Source organism: Thalassotalea atypica (assembly GCF_030295975.1).
Lineage (GTDB): Bacteria > Pseudomonadota > Gammaproteobacteria > Enterobacterales > Alteromonadaceae > Thalassotalea_F > Thalassotalea_F atypica.
This window is the reverse complement of the sequence record NZ_AP027364.1, coordinates 915,087-933,186: the sequence shown is the minus strand read 5'-3', so window position 1 is coordinate 933,186 and position 18,100 is coordinate 915,087. Positions and strand designations below refer to the sequence as shown.

Sequence of the window (18,100 nt, the reverse complement as noted above, 5' to 3'; positions counted from 1 at the left end):
CTATACACCTCCCTTTAAGTGCCATGCGTTTATATTCATTACAGCATTAAATGAACCCTTGGCATCAATGTCAAAATTTCTATGATTGAAGTTGAAATCTTCAATATTAAATAAAGGTTTAGCCGTTTCAATTGCTCGCGTTGTTTTTGTTAGGCACACAGCATCGCCTTTAAAACGCAGTTCGATTCGCCATTTAGATAATCTTTCATCAACTATGGTATTACCTTTAAAACCAATTCTGTCTACGGAACAGCCTGACTCTGATAATATCTTTTCTATATTCGATTGGGCGGTAAGTTTGAATTTGGCTTCATCCTGTTGCGTATAATTAAAAGACGCTATTTGCTTTACTTCTTCATTTACCAAAGCAAGCTGATTACCAAATTCTTGTTGGTTATTTAATAATGAACTGATCTTATCACTTTTCTTATCAAGTAAAGTGTAAGTCTGCTGCTGCTCTGTTTGCCAATCGCTCAGAGGGACAACTATATAATTAGCAACAATTAATGCACAAAGCAGTATCAAATAATGTTTGTACTGCGTTAGCTCTTGAGTCAATTTACTCATACTGACTCCTTGGGAATAATATTGATGACAAAACTCTCTTGATTACCTGACTTCCTAACGGAGCCTTTGAAGCTTGCTGACGCCACTCCTTGGTGTTCGGCAATCATTGCCAGTAAAGTTGATGCCTTATCAGTTTTACCTCTAACAGTTAATTCACCTTTTTTATAAGTAATTCGGGTTAACGTAGCACCTTCCTCTACAATTTGATAAACAATATCCCAATTGTTATGTGCTATTTTTTGATCTGCAAGTTCAGTTGATAATTGATTAAGTAAGGCGCGCTTTGTATCAATTTCTTGCTTTTGCATAAGCACATTAGACACTCGGTCACCTTCCGCACCAAGAGAAGCTTCTTGGCTATAAATGTTAAATGCCAAATAACTATTAGTTAATACATAAAAGACAAGTGCAGTTAATAACGGAGCAGCATATAACCAATGTAATTTCTCTAGGTTAATCCATTCTTTAGGGCTAATTAAGGCTTTTTTTGGAAACTCTTTCAGCGGTAACTTGTGCAAACAACTTTGCAAGAACTGAGGAAATTCATCTGTTGATATTTTATTTACTGATTTATCACTTGGTAAGCCAGCACTCAATCGATACGTTTCTATATTCGCAACAATACCTTTGGCATACGCGCTATTCACTTTGTTACCTGTGGCAGAGCTAAACAAAGTACCTATAGGCGTCTCTATTTCCAAAATAGAATCGAATCCTTGATGAAACAACTCTGTTTCAGGAACATAAATATTGGCTGTGCCAAGTTTAGCCATCAGTTCAGGGGAAAATTCTATAGTTTTAACATCAAAGCCGTCGATATTTTTGTTTTCAATAATTTGAAAAATACTGTTATTGAGTTCTGTTGATTGCTTTTTTAAAGAAAGTAACTTATTCAGCTCCGATTTATTGATAGCTGAAAAAGCTTGCCAACGTTCGCTGTAATGAGTTTTAGCAACAATGACAATACGTTTTTTATCATTTTCAACAGCTTCAAATTTGTTTTCTTCTAACGCTAATAGCGAGTTAGAATAATAAGCTATTCTTTTGTTAAGTTGCTGTTGCAGCAATGGAATTTGATTTAGTACTTCGAAATTCACGAGTTATTCCAAGTTATATTTGTCATTAGAATGGGGCGTTTTTTTGAGTTCGCGCGAACCTCTACCGTCATACTTTTGTTTAAATAGTTTTCGTTATTTGCTGTTTCTAACTTAATGTTAAAAACTCGCCCAGTACGGAATGATATAAAATCATCCTCGTCAATACCAGTCGCTTGAAAGAAAGCAAACCCATTTAATTCTTTATTCTCTCTTAATTCGACGACTTGTTGAAATGCTTGTACATCATCTAAGTAGGCGCTAAGCAGGTGTTCAGGCGCATTTAGTGGGTTAAAAGATGTTCCTAAGGAAAGTGAAAAATATTGTTTCCATTGATGATTAGTTAACAAATCCCCTTGTTTGATATGACTAATTTCAGCAAAAGATTGCAGATATGAATTTCTTGGTCCATAACCTAACGTCTTTTCATAGTAGCTCGACTCTGCACCGTTTAGATGAGTTAAGTCGTCTTTGTCTTTCCAGTCAGCCAGCGAGTCCAAGAATATTCGGACAGGCTCATTCTCTTTACCTAATCGATAAAATAAGTTTTCTGCCAATCTACGATTAACATGATTAATGCTTAACAAGCTTGATACATCTTGAATGGTTGCTATGACATGTTCATTTATTAGAAATGGCTTGCCGTAAAAATTCCATCGAGCCCTGATGCCTTCATCTGTTTTAGATGGGTAACGACTTTCCGTTGCCAGATAGTGCAACAACTCAGCTTCAGCTGATTCTAAATCAGCAATAGCTTGCTGACTTTGCTTCATAACGCCAGCCGAGTGTATCTGAGAGCGAACCGTTTGGCTGATATATATGCCTAACATAGCCAATATGATTGAAATGATCAGCACTTGAATTAAAGCAATGCCCTTTTGGTTTACTCTCTTCATTAGTCTATATCCTTTCTGATATGTGACATTAACGCATAAATAGTAGCCACAGGCAGTTGGACATTAAATTCATGTAACTGAGCAATCTGCTGCACTGTTATTTGTATTTGCTCTGGCAGAATTCTTTTAATTTGTGGTTGATGAGTTGAGTACCAGGCTCTTTCAGGCTGATTACGAGGGTCAATATTGGTTTCTTCATTGACAAACATCAGTGCTTCTTCAAATGACTGCCAACCGTAAAAACTAAAATTGATTGTCTTTATATCTGATAACAGGGTCACTTGGTAGACCCAGAATTCCGGTGCTTCAGTGTTAATTTGATTCTCGTTTATTAACACAAAATTTTGCATCGGCTTTTCTTTATAAATCAGCTTACTAAGATTTCCATCTTGAACAACACTGATGTTAACTAATGCAGCATCTTGAGAAAAAATAGCAGAAGCCGTAACCCACTCTATTTCTTCACTACTTGCTTTGAAGTAAATCTCTGCCTTTTTCTGACTATTTTTAATCACATAAGGCATTGCACTAGCAAGCATTCTATTGATGGAGTCAAAAGCAATTCCGTCTTGTGTACCTTGCCAAAAGGTATCCACTCGTTTTTGCCATTTTTGCGTATATAAACTGTAAGCGTAATAACCCGAAAATAGCACCATCATAAGCAACGATGTAGCCAGCATGAGTTCAATTAAGGTGAAACCACTATTTTTTGTTCTGGGCGTTACCATGTTGCAACCTTAAAGGTAAGTGGTTCAGAAGTGCTTTGACCACGTTTCGCCGAGACTTTGACTTCATACAAGCCAAATTGCGGAGAAGGATCAAATGATTCATCGGCCCCTCTAATACGAGATTTAAAGGAAGTGCGCACTGCTTGCCATTCATAATCAATTCCGCCCGATGAAAATTGACCGGTAAATTCTGGTAACTTTCGTTCTTGTACTTGTTGATGAATATCTGCTTTGATTGTCGAAATTACGTTAGTTGTTGCTTGATAGAAGTTGGCTTTATTTGTGATTCTATTCGCGGTAAAGCTTGAAGCTTTATACAAATCAGCAACAATTGCGAGTGCTGAAAATAGAATAACCGCAGCAATTAATACTTCAATTAAGGTAAAACCTTGCTGTTTATTCATCAATTGCAAACACCGAAGAAAGGGGAAAGCTGCGGGTATTGTCACCGGTGAATATCGAAAATAAATTAGGAGATACGATGCCTTTGGTCGTTACATTAAAATCTTGTGCGACGAACAGCAGCTGATTGAAGGTAATTTCCTGCACAAGAACCATTTCATTTTCAAGTGCTTCTAATTCCTTACTGTTGGCTTCGTTTTCACTTATGCTAAAACTTTCTGGCTCTTCATCATAAATACCTAGCAAGTTAGGTTTGTTTTTTATATACACTAAGAGTTTGTTTTCTTCCAATCTCACGTCGTGTGCGTTACCTTGATAATACGCTTTATAAGTGAGCTGCTTGAATAATTGGCGCACTTTTTCTAGTTCTACATGACGCTCTTGCTGGTTGATACTTTGTTGAAATAAACCGCCACTTAATGACATGACTACGGCCATAATAGCCATAACCACCATTAACTCGATCAGCGAAAATCCTTGGGTAGATTTAATTAGGTACTGCTTAGTGGGGGAAGTTTTAGAACGGTACATCATTGATTGAAACCATGCTCATTAGCATTGAGATAACGATGCCACCAACAAAACCGCCCATAAATACAAGCATTAATGGCTCTAACAAGGTTGTTAATTTTTTAATGACCTGATCCAAATCGCCTCTGCTTCGATCAGCAACTTCTTTGAACACTTTCGGCAATGTACCTGTTTCTTCACCTACTTTAATAATAGACAAGAAGAAGTCAGGGAATATACGTGTTTTAGAAAGCACAGCGCTTAATTGTTTACCTGATTTAAGCTGCTTCAGTGCTTGCTTGGTGTCACGCTTTAAGTCTTCGTGTTTCAACGTATTTGAAGTGAGTTCTAAGGTAGTATCTAATTGTAGCCCTGCATCAAGCATCATCGCCATCGAGGAAGCAAAACGAATTCTCTCGGCAGTTAGAATAACATTCCCTACCCCTGGTAAACGTGCTGCTGCAATATACATTTTACTGCGAATATGAGGTTGCTTGAAAGCCCAACTTAATGATATCAAGCCAAGTACCACTCCGCCGACAATGAATAATTCATTTTCAACAAAAAAGTCACTCACACCAATAATCATTTGGGTATACCATGGCGCTTGGGAGAGGTCGGTAAATATACCTGCCATTTTTGGTACGATAAAGGTTAGAACAAAGTAAACAGCAGCGATACACACCATCATGATCACAGACGGATACGTTAGCGCTTGCGAAATTTGGCTTTTCAATTCCTTTTGGAATTTTAGATCATCAGATAATCGGTTGAGCACTTCAGGCAAATTACCTGAGGTTTCTCCAATTTTTAGCAAGTTGATATACAGCGGATCGAATAAATCATCGTGTTGTGCAAAGGCTTCGCTTAAAGACATGCCCTTTTTAAGCGAAGAGGAAATTTTTGCGAGCAATCGGTTAAGCGCGGGGTTAATGTTTGATTGCAAGATGATATCTATGCCCTTATCAACCCTTACACCGCTTTCCAGTAGAAGCGACAACTGCGAAGTAAAAAACTCTAACTCTTCTAAACTTACGCCTTTAGCAAATAAGCTCATAATCGACTTAGATGAAGACAGCGGTGTAATTTCTAATGGATGAATACCATCCGCCATAAGCTTTTGCTGTGCTTCAAGCTTATCAATAGCCTCTATAAAGCCTTGATGCCTGCCGCCTTGCGCATCTACTGCTTTATATTCAAAATCCATTAGCCAGCTACTCGCAATACTTCATCAACGGTAGTAACACCATTAATTACTTTGTATAAGCCATCTTTAAGTAAATTTCTACGATTTAAAGAATCATTGTAAGCTTGTGCTTTACTGATAAATTGATCGTTTTTCGGCATTAATTTTATTTCGTCATCGCTTCGTAAATATTCATTAACCGCGATTCTGCCTTTGTATCCTGAGCCGTTACATTTATCACAGCCAACCGCTTCTAATACGTTTATCTCTTTTAATCCTGATTTTTCACGAAGCGTTTCCATCTGATACTTAGCTATCAGTTCATTAGCGTTTTCAGCAGGTTTTGCACAGTGTTGGCATAATTTTCGAGCAAGGCGCTGTGCAACCACAGAAATAAGTGCAGCATTTAATAAGAATTCTTCAACACCTAAATCAAGCAACCTTGTGTATGCACTGGCAGCATCATTGGTGTGTACTGTAGAGAAAACTAAATGACCAGTAAGTGCAGATTGTAAGGCAATACGCGCAGTTTCAGCGTCACGAATTTCACCAACCATGATAATGTCAGGATCTTGTCGTACTATTGAACGTAAACCTGCTGCGAAATCAAAACCAATTTCGTTATTTACTTGAACTTGATTGATACCTTCTAGTTGATACTCAACAGGATCTTCTAGCGTAATTATTTTAACATCTTCGGTATTGAGCTCATTCAAAAAAGTGTAAAGTGTGGTTGTTTTACCAGAGCCAGTAGGACCCGTTAATAAGATAACACCTGTCGTTTTCGCTAAGTCTTGTTGAATTAATGTTTGTGTGTCATCCGATAGTCCTAATACAGACATATCATATCGAATTGACTCTTTTCTTAAGAATCGTAAAACGATACTTTCACCTTCGTTCAGCGGTAATGCGGAGACACGAATATCCAGCTCCTGATTGGCAATACGCATTTCTATCTTGCCATCTTGTGGACGGCGCTTTTCAGCGATATCCATACCTGACAGTATTTTCAACCGTGTGGTAATTGGCAACTGCATTTTAGGGGCGAGATTATCGACTTCATGTAAGACACCATCAATACGGTAACGAACTCGAAACTTACCTAAGTATGGTTCAAGGTGCATATCTGATGCACCTCTAGCCAGCGCTTTGGTAATTAAGGTATTAAGTAAATTAACCGTTGGCGCTTCTTGCGCTAATTCGCGAAGACGTGCCTCTTCATCACCTGAAAGTTCTTCATCAGAGTCAATAATGCTTTCATTGCTTTGAATTTGGTAGAGAAATGACTGCAGATCGTTTTCATTAGCAACAAGTACTTGAGGCTCAACATCTTTTTTTTGTAGATACTCAATAACTTCAATATCAAGTGGATCTTTTGCTGCTAGCTGCCAGTTATTTTCATCTTGAGTAAGTAAAAGCCAATTTCTTAACTTGAGAAAGTTTAAATCGCTATTATTTAACTTTTCAGGATTCCAATCTTCCCATTCGTCTTTATTAAATAAAGGTAGAGATAAAAGTTGGCTAAAAAGTGAGGTTAGATCATCTTCAGTTAAACAGCCCATATTGACAAGAATTTGCTCTAAGCGACCACCGTTTCGGTTTTGGTAAACTGATGCCTTGTCTATATCTGTTTGACTTACACTAAATTCCTCAAGCAGTAATTGATTAATGTTGATCATTGGTGAATTACGTCTTCACTCTCATCAGTTCCGCCTACCTTGCCGTCCAACCCGTACGACATCATGCTGTAAGGCATACCGTTTTGTCCGGGCACAGTATAAACGTATTGTTGCCCCCAAGGATCTAAAGGAATTGATTTAGGAAGGTAAGGACCATCCCAACTTGGGTGTTCACTTTTTCTTAATTCTTCAAGTGATGCAGGAACATTACCTATATCCAAACGGTAGGTATCTATTGCAGTTTCAAACATTTGCATTTGAGCTATTGCGGTTTTCTTTTTCGACGAGCTCACTTTGGAAAACAATTTCGGTGCAACTAATGACCCCAAAAGTCCCAAAATAATTAGTACAATCATCAGCTCCATCAAGCTGAAACCTTTATTTTTTCTCATAGTATTCATGTTTATAAACTTATATTGGGTTTGAGTCTACCAGTTGAAAATTATACTGTCGACGGGAAATATGTTTCAGAAAGATACTTAGATTAAATGTGCCTGGTAAGCAAGAACTTTGAAGGCGTGCCTAATAAGTAAACACGCCTACTTTGTTATAATAATTTAAGCGATATGCTCTGTTTTTATTTTAGGTTTAATCACACAAAATCGTAGCAACACTCTTGTATATGTAGCGAATAAAGCAATGAAGCCAAGTAGCATTTTCCATTCTGCAATTTTATAGAAATCCCCTGCAATACCAATGACAGCAAATAGAATTGCTAATGCACTGATAAACCATAACGCTTGCCTAGATGTCATGCCAACACTCAGGCAAATATGATGCAGATGACCATTATCAGCTTTGAATGGTGATTCGCCTTTACTAATACGTCGATACATGATGGCAAACATATCCATCAACGGCACAGCAATTAACCATAATGCAGTGACAGGGCGAAACGCCGATATTTCACCACTAGGCGCCTGAGAGCCTAAGGTAAGTAGCCAAATAACAGTTAATCCCATGTACATGCTGCCAGCATCCCCCATGAAGATTTTTTTCCCTCTTGGGTTTCTAGTGCTAACGTTATAAAACAAATATGGGATGGTTGAGACGACAATCAGCATCGGCAACAAAATATCTGAACTTGGATTATTAAGTATTGTTAAAATAGCAATTGACGCTATAGTAATGATACTCATTGAGCCTGCGAGTCCGTCGATTCCATCAACCATATTAAACGCATTGATGGCAGTAATTACAGCAACAATCGTAAAAATCATGCCGTAAGTTCCTATATTTAACGAGTCACCACCGAGCAAGCTGCCAAAATCACTAATATATTTGCCTGCACCAAAAACAAGAATTGAGGCAACTATCCCCTGAAACACTATTCGCGAAACAACACTTAGATCGTAAATATCGTCAAGCGTTCCAATAAAAACAATGAGTGCAGAAGAGATTAAATACAGGTTTATGATCTGGCTTTGCGACACAAACAAAGTAGAGGCAATAAGCACACCTGTGAATATTGATATGCCACCAATCAGCGGAATAGCACCGTCGTGACGTTTTCTTTCGTTAGGTAAATCGACAAGTCCGACATGCGGTGCCAAAGGGAGCAATATTTTGATCGTGAGAACAGAAGAAGCAAATGCAACAAATAACGCTACAAGGTTAAATATCATTTAGACATGACCATTCGTTTTTATGGTGAAAAATCTTTTAATGCTTGTATGTATACTAACCAAATAGGCGGCACTCATACAAGCGTGGCGTATTATAGTTATTTGCTGCATGGTTAGCTAGTAAATTATTGTAAGATTGCTAACTAACCACCATTATTTTGTTTCTTTCTTCTAAATCCCTGCAATAGCTGCAATAGCTACAGCGGCTTGATAGATAATTTGTGTGCCTGTAGCCCACAACTTCAAGCTATCCATATATTCTGAATCAAGAGGTACAACAACTGTATCTCCAGGACTTAATTTCACACTTTCATTGCTGGCAAACCAGCCATTTGGCTCAGGGATCTCAACTCGACCATTAGCCTTAATAACATATAGCCTTTCAATGTCCGCTTGTTGCCTAATACCACCGCTTAAAGTGACATAATCATAAGCGTTCATATCTTTATTAAATAAATGAGAAGTCGCCACTTGAACTTGCCCAATGACATTGACTGAATTGTTTAACGTCGGCACATAAAGGATGTCACCATTGTCCAACAAAATATCATGTTCTTTTGACTCAATATTATCAAGGTCAATAACTAAACGGCCAACAGGTGCAACTCGTGTTAAATCGGCTAATAGCTTATTGACAAGGTTGTAGTCCATCCCTTTTTGAGTAGATAAACTTTTAGATGCGATTTCCATCCGTAAGCTCTCTGACAATTTAATTAAATTTTGTAATTCTAATTGCTTGAGCTTTTCTCTACTAAACACTGAACCTTGAACATAGGCGAAATCCGTGTACCCACCCGCTCGATTAATAAGTTGGCTAAGTGTTTCTCCTCGCTGAATAGTGTATTTCCCTGGAAATAGAAACTCACCACGTAGCTCAACAATGTGATTTTCTTGCCATGCAGGTATTACATGAACATTTAATCTATCTTTACTTCGTAATAAGATGTTTTGAGAATCTAAATTATCTGCTGGCGTGTTTTCTAGTGCTTTTTGTAAATTTACATCAATTGAAATTTTTTTCGCTTTATGCCCTTCTACATGATTCCGAGTAATTTCCGCTTTATGTAAGTAAGCTGACTCAAGTAATCCTCCAGATGCGAATAATAAACTAGTCACTCGATTGTTTTTCGCTAACGGATATATTCCAGGATATTTAACTGCACCTACCACTTCAATTAGTTGGATAGGTTGCCCTGCCGCGGCTTGATTTTGTAATTTTTTAATTACCGGAGCTAACATACGTTGACGTGAGAATAAGCCAATTTCATTTATGCCATTCTCTTCATCTACTTTCCCGCCAATAAGCTCTTCCATAGACTTTTCAGCAAGTTTTAATGTTTCATCCACTTCATCGATTGTAACTTCAGGCTCAATTTCACCAAATTCAAGCCAGAACATTCTGTCTTCATAATCTAGCTTTGCCTGCTCTTTTTTCGCAAGTGCATAGTCTTCTTCGCTCATCGCTAGAGAGTCTAAAGTGATGACATCTGGGTTTTGCTTCTCATGCATTGAGAAAACCAAGATTTTATCTTGCGCTTGCAGTTCGATATTGTCGTTAGAAAGTGGGTTTGATATAGCATTAAACAAACCAAACTGCAGAACTTCAATGTTGCGACCAATATCTTTTTCTCTCACTATAATGCTGTAATTTAAGTCAGCATCTTCAAGCATATAAGAGTGAATATTAGGGAGTAAATCACTTACGCGTTGCCCGCTAGACCATTGGTATTTACCAGGTCTAGATACAGCCCCTACTATCGTCACTGATTGATCAAATTGAGCAGAGGTTTTCATTACCTGAACAACATCACCGGCAACTACCGGCTTTTCTAGCTGTTTTTTATCAGCCAGATCGACGTTAACAATAGTACGTAGGTTGTTTTTATTAAATCGTTCAACAACAGTTGACGACGGATATGCTGAAGGTAAGAGTCCTCCTGCCATTTTAACTACGGATGCAAAAGTTTCCTGTCCATTCAATTCATAAATGGCCGGCCTTTTAACCTCGCCATCTACTGTGACTCGGTCTCCTACTGGCGCGACAAAAACTACGTCGCCCGACTTAAGCATGGCGTCTTTCGATGAATCGCCATTGATAAGCAAATCATATAAATCAAGTGTCGAAACTAGTTTACCTGATCTTTTCAGCTGAATATTTCGAAGTGAACCAATTTCATTAATACCACCCGCTGCAAATAAGGCATGGGTTATACTTGAAAGCGCACTTAAATAATATGGACCTGGCTTGTAGGCATCACCGGCAATAAAAACTCGAATCGATTTTAGTTCGGCCAAGGTAATTACAACATCAACACCTAGAATTTTACTTTTTATTTCATGCGTTAAAACTTTTTTCACTTCTGCAAAGGTCAATCCCGACACTTGAAACGCACCAAGTTTGGGAATAACCAATTGCCCTTGACGAGAAACATATAAGTCTCGCTCGTCATTTTCCTTACCAAAAATTTGAATACTTATGCCATCGCCTGGACCAACAATATAGTTTTCCGGTGCTGCGATATCCATGATCGGCGCAAATGTTTGCGGCGCGTTAGCAAAGATGTCATAACCAAAGGGTTTAGGTTTGCCGTCATCTTCTTCTTCTTCTTCTTTTTGCTCTAGACCAAAGTCCATTACCGGATTACCAAACTCATCGAATTCAGTTCCTCTAGGATAAACTTCTTGATCAGCAGGACCAGCAGCTTTTTGACCAAATCCACCAGTTCCCATCTGCATTTGGATCATATTGAAGTCAATGCCCATGCTTTGCGCCAAAGCACGCTGCTGCGCTTCAGGCAATCTCTTAAATTGCTCAATTTGTTGGGGGGTAATGTTGCTAGGGATCTGTGCAGCATTTACTGTGAAAGATAAGACGATTACCATCAATATTGATAGTAAATTTAAAAACTGTTTGTTCATTAAAGTGACCAAGCCCTTGCAAAATTCATTGATTTAAAAAGCGAGCAGAAGTTTAACATAGCTCATTTATAGAGAACATCTGGATATGAACTAATTAGATAAAAGTTATTCACTAATCAATTTCATCATCAAGTTCATCCAAGTAAGCATCAATTTCCGCTTCTTGTTCTTCATCGACTTCTATCGGCGGATTTCCATCATACACTTTATACGTCATATTCTGAAAATAGGCATTTTTAACAAACTCATAGGGGTCGACTGCCTCTTCTAATATCTTTTCTTGATCTGCTAGCTGAGAGCGCGTTTCTAGTCCTATCACTAGGTTACGGGCAACGTTGGGCCAAAAATCAATAATCGCTAATGGCCAATAATATCTATCGACAAAATCACCTACTTCTTCTCTTACCGAGCTAGGACCTAAGGCCGGGATCACTAAGTACGGACCATCACCTACACCATAACTGCCCAATACTTCGCCAAACTCTTCTTGCGTGCCTGACCATTCAAAGTCGCTGGCAGGATCATAAAAACCTAATAAACCTATGGTTGAATTTAGCAAGAATCGACCCGCACTTTTTCCTGCATCTTTAAATTTACCTTGCAGTAAGTTGTTAATCGCCGATGAAGGTTCATTCAAGTTCATCGCCATATTGTAAAGCCCTTCACGTAGCGGGTCTGGCACGTTATTTACATAGGCCTCTGAGCTTGGCTTGATGACATATTTATCAGCATAGTCCCAAGTAAATGTCCAAAATGGGCGATTAATTGACTCAAGAGGATCTTTCGGATCAGATTCCACAGACTCAGCCGACTCAACATGTTTTGTGGAAGAGCAGCCAGAGACAAGTAAAACAGTAAAAATTAGAAAGAAAAAGTTAGAATGCTTTGTTAAGCGTGGAAACGAGAATGTCACAGATTATCCCTATTATTATAAAATGAGAAACGCAATTGAAAACAAGTTGTGCACATTATGATAAATATTTGTTAAGTATGCAGCAGTTTATTTAGGCTTATAGACAGAAAGTAGCATTTCGACTTCTGCTTTTGGTAATTCGCATTCGGTCATAATTTCTTCAATTCCAGCCCCTAATGCCGCCAATTTATATGCTCTACTGTAAAGCTTATCTTGAGGCTCTTGCGATTTTACCTGATCAATCACGGTCTGCATTTGGCTAAGCTCTTTTTTTACTGTTTTTATTCTGTGCTCAAATTGCTTTGACACTTGGATGTCTTCTTGTGATTTTAGTTCAACAGTTTTTGCAAGATTATTTAACTTTTCTTCAAGTATTTGTTGATGATGCTGTAAATCTTCTAAGACTAACTCACTTGCTTGGTTACTGATGTCGAGCTGGCTATATTGCTGTGATATTTTTTTTAATCTTACAAACAGTATGAAAATCAAAATAATAACGACTAAAAGTGCAGCCACATGCGGCTGTATTGAATATAACCACTGCATTTATTTTGTTCCTTGATCAAAAAAAACCTGCTTAACAGGTTTTTTTATTTGCTGGTCAATGATTAAAACTGCTTGAGTTCATCCCACTCTTCGTCAGACAACAGTTTATTAAGATCAACTAATATCAACAGTTCGCCTTCGCGATTAGATACGCCTTGAATAAACTTAGCGCTTTCATCGTTGCCAACATTTGGTGCTACGTCAATTTCTGATGCTTTCAAATAGACAACTTCAGCTACGCTGTCTACTAAAATACCAATCACTTGCTTTTCAGCTTCAATAATCACAATTCTTGTATTATCGGTCACTTCCGTTGACTCGAGACCAAACCTTGAACGCGTATCAATAACTGTTACGACATTACCGCGAAGATTGATAATACCAAGTACATACATCGGCGCGCCTGGCACAGGTGCTATTTCTGTATAGCGCAATACTTCTTGTACTTGCATTACATTAATACCGTAGGTTTCCGTCTCTAACTTAAACGTTACCCACTGTAATACTTCATCTGTATCTGCTACTTCGTTTGCATTACGTCTTTCGTCAGACATACCACTTGTCCTCAATTTTATTTTTGATCACCGCGATAACACGATGAATTGATTCAATCTTGATGAATACTCGCGCCATCGTCAAGTAACTTAATTAATGATTCTACTTCTAATAAAGCACACATTCTATCTTTTACCAACCCAGCAAGCCATGGTCGCTTATTAGATTCATCTAACCATTTAACATCTTCTTGCTCTAACGTTACAGTATCAACCAAATGTTCTGCTGTAAGCCCCCATTGACTCGTACTTAACATTATAATGTATTGATAATCCAACGCTGATAATAATTTATCATTACATTTTTCAGGCATCACCCAACGAGCTGTATCAACTACGTTGATTTGCTCTTCACGTTGTACCATAACACCTTTAAACCAATCCGGCTTGCCCATCAGCGGCGTGGCTTTATCGACATTATGAATACCACCTAATTCAATCAAAGGGACTGCAATAGTCAAACCTGCCACTTTGAAAAACATCGCTTGGAAGCTCCCATTACGGTAATCTTTTTCGGGCTTAACTTTAATACTTCCTAGAGATTTCTTAGTCTGAAGTTGAGCTTTAGCAATGGGTTTCGCTGGTTCTACATTCGTTTTTTCTACGACTTTAGGTTCAATTTTATCGCGTGTTATCTCGACGGCAGGCTTTCGCGATAAGACTTTATTATCAATTGGCAGCTTTCGCTCCACACTGACATTTTCTAACAGTTTTTCAAGTGGTTTGTTTTCGGGCTCTTTGTGCTGCACCTTTTCATCATCGGTAAGCAGCTCCGAGAGATATGAACGCATTACTTTTTGACTAGCTGCTAATGGCTTTGACATTATTTCTTCACCGTCGACAATTTAACCAAGTGCTTTAATAAGCTCTTATAAGCATACACCCCTCGAGAGGATGCTGCATAATCTGAAGGCACTTTTTGTGAAACACTGGCATTTCTAAAGTTAGTGTCAACGGGAATAACCCCCGGCCATACCGTTTCACCATAAGTTTCTTGTAGTTTTTGATACGCTAATAGTGACGCCTTGGTACGTTTGTCAAACATAGTCGGTACAATCGTATAGGAAAAAGGGTCATCTTGTTCGGCTTGCATGATTTCCATCGTTTTCATCATACGATCTAAACCTTTAAGTGCAAGAAACTCTGTTTGAACTGGGATGATAATACGATCAGATGCTGCCAGAGCATTAACCATTAATACGCCTAAGACGGGCGGGCAATCCATTAGGACATAGTCATACTCACCCGACAGTTTTTCGATGGCCTTTTTAAGCACCAACCCCATGCCTCCCTTACTTCCTAAGGAGCGATCAAGCGTCGCTAAACCCATCGTAGCAGGCAAAATATCAATATTGGGGTAACTGGTCGGGCATAGGCTTTGCACTACTTGCTCTTTTGAAGAGACTTGCACAAAAAGATCGTAGACACTTAACTCGAGGTCTTCAGACTCTATGCCGAAGTAGTAGCTTAATGAGGCATGCGGATCCGTATCAATAAGCAGGACTTTTTTACCATTTTCAGCTAACAAGCCACCAAGCGCTATAGTCGATGTTGTTTTCCCAACACCACCTTTTTGATTTGCTATTGTCCAAACGTTCAAAGCTACACCTTAGTTACTTGAAAGAGCTATATCCGATAAATCAGTTATTTGATTCATCTGTATCATCCACACGTGTGGTAATTCTTATACCACCGTTTTCCATCCGGATGATTCTAATTTTATTATCTTCACCAGAAGATTCAACTACTTCCTTTATCGCTTCAACATCTTTTACACTAATAGTTGGCGTATTGAGTAGGTTTTCTTGATTGAGGCCATATTTAGAGATTGCAATAACTACCCGTCGGTTTTGTGCTCGACCAGTAGTGGTTGCGTTATTCGCGGTAGGTGCATATTGACCGTACCCTTCAATCGCCATTCTTTTAGGATTTATTGCTAACTGTTCCATAATTTTCAAAATCGCTGTTGCTCTGAAAACTGATAGTTCCCAGTTTGACTCGAAAATCTCATTATTGATCGGTTGATCGTCAGTATAGCCTCGAACTCGAATAAAGTTTGTAACGTTCGCTAAGATTTCATTGATTACTTCTAGTATTGCATTCGCATTATTGGTTGGAGACGACGAACCACTAGGAAACAAAAGAGCACTATTTAGCTCGATTTCAAGCCAGTCACCGTCGACTTGTAACTGGGCATAACCTGACTCAATGATATCGTAAAGTGCGGTGTGCAACTCTTTTTCTAAAGACGTGAGATTCGTGCCAACAACACTGTCTGCAACATTTGATAAGATAGGCTCACCATCAGTAATCTCAGGGCCCGCCTCATCTTGGATACCGTTACCAAAAAGTCGTTTGTTCGTCTTACTGGAGTTTACCGGTAAAATATCATCACCATGACCTTTGTTTTTAGTCAGCGTTTTATCTGCTTGAAATACACGCCCAATAGACTCTGTCACACTCTCGAAAGGCTTTTCATTGACCATTGCCATGGCATATAGCACAACAAAAAGTGCAAACATTAGGGTCATATAATCCGCATAAGAGATTAACCAACGATGGACATCATCGTGTTCTACTTTGTGTCTTCTCGTTCTATACCTGTTCATCTTGCAACCTAAAAGCTGACAATCTGTTTTCGATTGCATGCGGGTTTTCTGCCAATGAAATTGAAACCAGCCCCTCTAAGATCATTTCCCGGTATAAAGTTTGTTGATAAACAATCGCTCTTATTTTGTTTGCCACAGGAATATATATTAGGTTCGCAAAACCAACGCCGTAAATTGTAGCAACAAACGCGGTGGCTATTCCTTGCCCCAGTAATTCTGGATCTTGCAAATTGCTCATCGCCTGAATAAGCCCTAGCACAGCTCCTAAAATACCAATTGTAGGACTGTAGCCCCCCATCGATTCAAAAATGTTCGCCGAACGTAGATTATGCTCGCGATAAAGTTCTAAATCGATTTCAAGAGAGTTACGAAAATTTTCCGTCTCTACTCCATCAGCTAGTAAATTCAACCCTTTATTTATGAATCGGTCTTCTTCATCCAGCGCTATGTTCTCTAGCACTAAGTAACCGGATTCTCTTGCTTTTGCAGCCCAATCAACAATACGCTCTATACCTTGTTCAAAATTGTAGGTGGGAGGAATAAAGATCCATTTAAGAATATTGAGCGCGTGCCGAAACTGCTCTGTTGAAGATTGTAACATCACAGCACCTAGGGTACCGCCAAATACAATCAAAAAAGCGGGTAATTCAAAAAGGGTGGATATTGCTCCACCTTCAATACTGAAGCCTAAATAAATTGCAAAGAACGCGATAATAAGCCCAGCAATACTGAGCTTATCCATGTCCTATTTCCTTTAAAATAGAGGGTGCAATTGCGTCTAATGCGATTGATAACTGCGATATACCCGCTGTGGTTACAGCCTGTGGCATACCATATACAACACATGATTCTTCATCTTGTGCCCAAATGGTGGCACCTTTACTTTTTAACATGCGTGATCCTTCCCTACCGTCAGCCCCCATTCCTGTTAGTATTATACCTAATACATTACCGGAAAATATTTTAGCGGCTGAACCAAAACTAATATCAACACTGGGTTTATAAGCAACGCGATCTGACTTGTCTTCCAGTATTTTAAGTTTTGCAGCATTTTCTGTGCCATCAAGTATCATTTGCATGCCACCTGGCGCTAGGTAAGCACAGCCTGGTTTTAGCACATCACCATTCTTTGCTTCTTTGACAGAAATTTGACACAAAGAATTGAGTCGATTGGAAAATGCTTCAGTAAACGCGGCAGGCATATGCTGAATCATGATAATAGGTAATGGGAAATCCGCAGGAAATTGCGTGAGAATATTTTGTAACGCAATAGGTCCTCCGGTTGAGGTGCCAATCGCGAGTAATTTATATGACTTGCCAGAGCTTCTTTTAACCACCTGCGCGCTTACTGGGGAGTTAACCGTAGGTTTAAGCTCTCCCATCGTACGTCGAAGAGGCTTACTTGATGCGCCTTTAAGTTTTGTCTCCCGAGGCATTATCAATGATCTTGGTTTTCTTTTTAAGAACTTTGATTTTCGTGCCAGCTGGACAACGCGTTCACGCAATAAGCTACCAGCGTCATCTGTATTCTTGGCAATTTCATTAAATTTTTTAGGAAGAAAGTCCAATGCCCCAGCATCAAGAGCATCTAATGTTGCTTTAGCTCCCTCATGAGTCAATGAAGAAAACATCATTATGGCGGTGGGCGATTCAACCATAATTTTTTTAACCGCTTCAATGCCATTTAAAACCGGCATTTCGATATCCATGGTGATGGCATCGGGCCTTAGCGCTATGGCTTTTTCAACGGCTTCCCTACCGTTAGTTGCAACATCAACAACTGTTAGGTTTGGATCCAATTCTAATAAATCGCTGACCCGTCGCCTAAAAAAACTTGAATCATCAACAACTAATACCTTATAGGCCATTTGT

Annotated in this window: 19 protein-coding genes; all 19 read right to left on the bottom strand. The window is 38.8% G+C overall.

The window, feature by feature from the left end; genetic code table 11:
* Positions 1 to 567, bottom strand: a complete 567-nt coding sequence (locus QUE03_RS04355; protein ID WP_286265493.1) for a hypothetical protein — start codon at positions 565 to 567, stop codon at positions 1 to 3.
* A complete protein-coding gene (locus QUE03_RS04350; RefSeq protein ID WP_286265491.1) occupies positions 564 to 1,664 on the bottom strand; it encodes a hypothetical protein in 1,101 nt (366 codons plus the stop codon). The genes QUE03_RS04355 and QUE03_RS04350 overlap by 4 nt, the downstream gene beginning before the upstream one ends.
* The gene (locus QUE03_RS04345; RefSeq protein WP_286265488.1) at positions 1,661 to 2,557 is read right to left on the bottom strand and encodes a type II secretion system minor pseudopilin; all 897 of its coding nucleotides are present in this window, start codon (positions 2,555 to 2,557) and stop codon (positions 1,661 to 1,663) included. Before QUE03_RS04345 ends, QUE03_RS04350 begins: the two co-directional genes overlap by 4 nt.
* Positions 2,557 to 3,285: a PulJ/GspJ family protein gene (locus QUE03_RS04340; protein WP_286265486.1), complete on the bottom strand. Its 729-nt coding sequence runs from the start codon at positions 3,283 to 3,285 to the stop codon at positions 2,557 to 2,559. The genes QUE03_RS04345 and QUE03_RS04340 overlap by 1 nt, the downstream gene beginning before the upstream one ends.
* Entirely contained in the window at positions 3,279 to 3,689 is a 411-nt protein-coding gene (locus QUE03_RS04335; protein ID WP_286265484.1) for a prepilin-type N-terminal cleavage/methylation domain-containing protein, read from the bottom strand. The genes QUE03_RS04340 and QUE03_RS04335 overlap by 7 nt, the downstream gene beginning before the upstream one ends.
* Complete coding sequence (locus QUE03_RS04330) at positions 3,682 to 4,221, bottom strand: type II secretion system protein (protein WP_286265482.1); 540 nt, start codon at positions 4,219 to 4,221, stop codon at positions 3,682 to 3,684. Before QUE03_RS04330 ends, QUE03_RS04335 begins: the two co-directional genes overlap by 8 nt.
* Complete coding sequence (locus QUE03_RS04325) at positions 4,205 to 5,404, bottom strand: type II secretion system F family protein (RefSeq protein WP_286265480.1); 1,200 nt, start codon at positions 5,402 to 5,404, stop codon at positions 4,205 to 4,207. Before QUE03_RS04325 ends, QUE03_RS04330 begins: the two co-directional genes overlap by 17 nt.
* On the bottom strand, positions 5,404 to 7,062 hold the full coding sequence (locus QUE03_RS04320) for a GspE/PulE family protein (protein ID WP_286265477.1): 1,659 nt from the start codon (positions 7,060 to 7,062) through the stop codon (positions 5,404 to 5,406). The genes QUE03_RS04325 and QUE03_RS04320 overlap by 1 nt, the downstream gene beginning before the upstream one ends.
* A complete protein-coding gene (gene gspG, locus QUE03_RS04315) occupies positions 7,059 to 7,454 on the bottom strand; it encodes a type II secretion system major pseudopilin GspG (RefSeq protein WP_286265475.1) in 396 nt (131 codons plus the stop codon). Before gspG ends, QUE03_RS04320 begins: the two co-directional genes overlap by 4 nt.
* A gap of 165 nt (positions 7,455 to 7,619) precedes the next feature.
* Complete coding sequence (gene wecA, locus QUE03_RS04310; protein WP_286265473.1) at positions 7,620 to 8,687, bottom strand: UDP-N-acetylglucosamine--undecaprenyl-phosphate N-acetylglucosaminephosphotransferase; 1,068 nt, start codon at positions 8,685 to 8,687, stop codon at positions 7,620 to 7,622.
* 171 nt (positions 8,688 to 8,858) lie between these two features.
* A complete protein-coding gene (locus tag QUE03_RS04305) occupies positions 8,859 to 11,606 on the bottom strand; it encodes an SLBB domain-containing protein (protein ID WP_286265472.1) in 2,748 nt (915 codons plus the stop codon).
* Positions 11,607 to 11,718: 112 nt separating this feature from the next.
* A complete protein-coding gene (locus QUE03_RS04300) occupies positions 11,719 to 12,519 on the bottom strand; it encodes an MlaA family lipoprotein (protein ID WP_286265470.1) in 801 nt (266 codons plus the stop codon).
* 87 nt (positions 12,520 to 12,606) lie between these two features.
* Positions 12,607 to 13,065 carry a DUF2802 domain-containing protein gene (locus QUE03_RS04295; RefSeq protein WP_286265468.1) on the bottom strand — a complete coding sequence of 153 codons (459 nt, stop codon included), beginning with the start codon at positions 13,063 to 13,065 and terminating at the stop codon, positions 12,607 to 12,609.
* A gap of 62 nt (positions 13,066 to 13,127) precedes the next feature.
* Complete coding sequence (locus QUE03_RS04290; RefSeq protein WP_286265466.1) at positions 13,128 to 13,619, bottom strand: chemotaxis protein CheW; 492 nt, start codon at positions 13,617 to 13,619, stop codon at positions 13,128 to 13,130.
* Between the two features lie 53 nt (positions 13,620 to 13,672).
* Positions 13,673 to 14,443 carry a chemotaxis protein CheW gene (locus tag QUE03_RS04285; protein WP_286265464.1) on the bottom strand — a complete coding sequence of 257 codons (771 nt, stop codon included), beginning with the start codon at positions 14,441 to 14,443 and terminating at the stop codon, positions 13,673 to 13,675.
* On the bottom strand, positions 14,443 to 15,219 hold the full coding sequence (locus tag QUE03_RS04280; RefSeq protein WP_286265462.1) for a ParA family protein: 777 nt from the start codon (positions 15,217 to 15,219) through the stop codon (positions 14,443 to 14,445). Before QUE03_RS04280 ends, QUE03_RS04285 begins: the two co-directional genes overlap by 1 nt.
* 40 nt (positions 15,220 to 15,259) lie before the next feature.
* Positions 15,260 to 16,228, bottom strand: a complete 969-nt coding sequence (locus tag QUE03_RS04275) for a flagellar motor protein MotB (protein WP_286265460.1) — start codon at positions 16,226 to 16,228, stop codon at positions 15,260 to 15,262.
* Positions 16,215 to 16,970 carry a flagellar motor protein gene (locus QUE03_RS04270; protein WP_286265458.1) on the bottom strand — a complete coding sequence of 252 codons (756 nt, stop codon included), beginning with the start codon at positions 16,968 to 16,970 and terminating at the stop codon, positions 16,215 to 16,217. The genes QUE03_RS04275 and QUE03_RS04270 overlap by 14 nt, the downstream gene beginning before the upstream one ends.
* Entirely contained in the window at positions 16,963 to 18,096 is a 1,134-nt protein-coding gene (locus QUE03_RS04265; protein WP_286265456.1) for a protein-glutamate methylesterase/protein-glutamine glutaminase, read from the bottom strand. Before QUE03_RS04265 ends, QUE03_RS04270 begins: the two co-directional genes overlap by 8 nt.
* Between the last annotated feature and the right edge of the window lie 4 nt (positions 18,097 to 18,100).

Coding starts and splice junctions, on each gene's coding strand:
- QUE03_RS04320 (WP_286265477.1), bottom strand. CDS start 7,062: ATGATCAACATTAATCAATTACTGCTTGAGGAATTTAGTGTAAGTCAA.
- QUE03_RS04340 (WP_286265486.1), bottom strand. CDS start 3,285: ATGGTAACGCCCAGAACAAAAAATAGTGGTTTCACCTTAATTGAACTC.
- QUE03_RS04295 (WP_286265468.1), bottom strand. CDS start 13,065: ATGCAGTGGTTATATTCAATACAGCCGCATGTGGCTGCACTTTTAGTC.
- wecA (WP_286265473.1), bottom strand. CDS start 8,687: ATGATATTTAACCTTGTAGCGTTATTTGTTGCATTTGCTTCTTCTGTT.
- QUE03_RS04290 (WP_286265466.1), bottom strand. CDS start 13,619: ATGTCTGACGAAAGACGTAATGCAAACGAAGTAGCAGATACAGATGAA.
- QUE03_RS04275 (WP_286265460.1), bottom strand. CDS start 16,228: ATGAACAGGTATAGAACGAGAAGACACAAAGTAGAACACGATGATGTC.
- QUE03_RS04345 (WP_286265488.1), bottom strand. CDS start 2,557: ATGAAGAGAGTAAACCAAAAGGGCATTGCTTTAATTCAAGTGCTGATC.
- QUE03_RS04330 (WP_286265482.1), bottom strand. CDS start 4,221: ATGATGTACCGTTCTAAAACTTCCCCCACTAAGCAGTACCTAATTAAA.
- gspG (WP_286265475.1), bottom strand. CDS start 7,454: ATGAGAAAAAATAAAGGTTTCAGCTTGATGGAGCTGATGATTGTACTA.
- QUE03_RS04265 (WP_286265456.1), bottom strand. CDS start 18,096: ATGGCCTATAAGGTATTAGTTGTTGATGATTCAAGTTTTTTTAGGCGA.
- QUE03_RS04285 (WP_286265464.1), bottom strand. CDS start 14,443: ATGTCAAAGCCATTAGCAGCTAGTCAAAAAGTAATGCGTTCATATCTC.
- QUE03_RS04270 (WP_286265458.1), bottom strand. CDS start 16,970: ATGGATAAGCTCAGTATTGCTGGGCTTATTATCGCGTTCTTTGCAATT.
- QUE03_RS04325 (WP_286265480.1), bottom strand. CDS start 5,404: ATGGATTTTGAATATAAAGCAGTAGATGCGCAAGGCGGCAGGCATCAA.
- QUE03_RS04335 (WP_286265484.1), bottom strand. CDS start 3,689: ATGAATAAACAGCAAGGTTTTACCTTAATTGAAGTATTAATTGCTGCG.
- QUE03_RS04355 (WP_286265493.1), bottom strand. CDS start 567: ATGAGTAAATTGACTCAAGAGCTAACGCAGTACAAACATTATTTGATA.
- QUE03_RS04305 (WP_286265472.1), bottom strand. CDS start 11,606: ATGAACAAACAGTTTTTAAATTTACTATCAATATTGATGGTAATCGTC.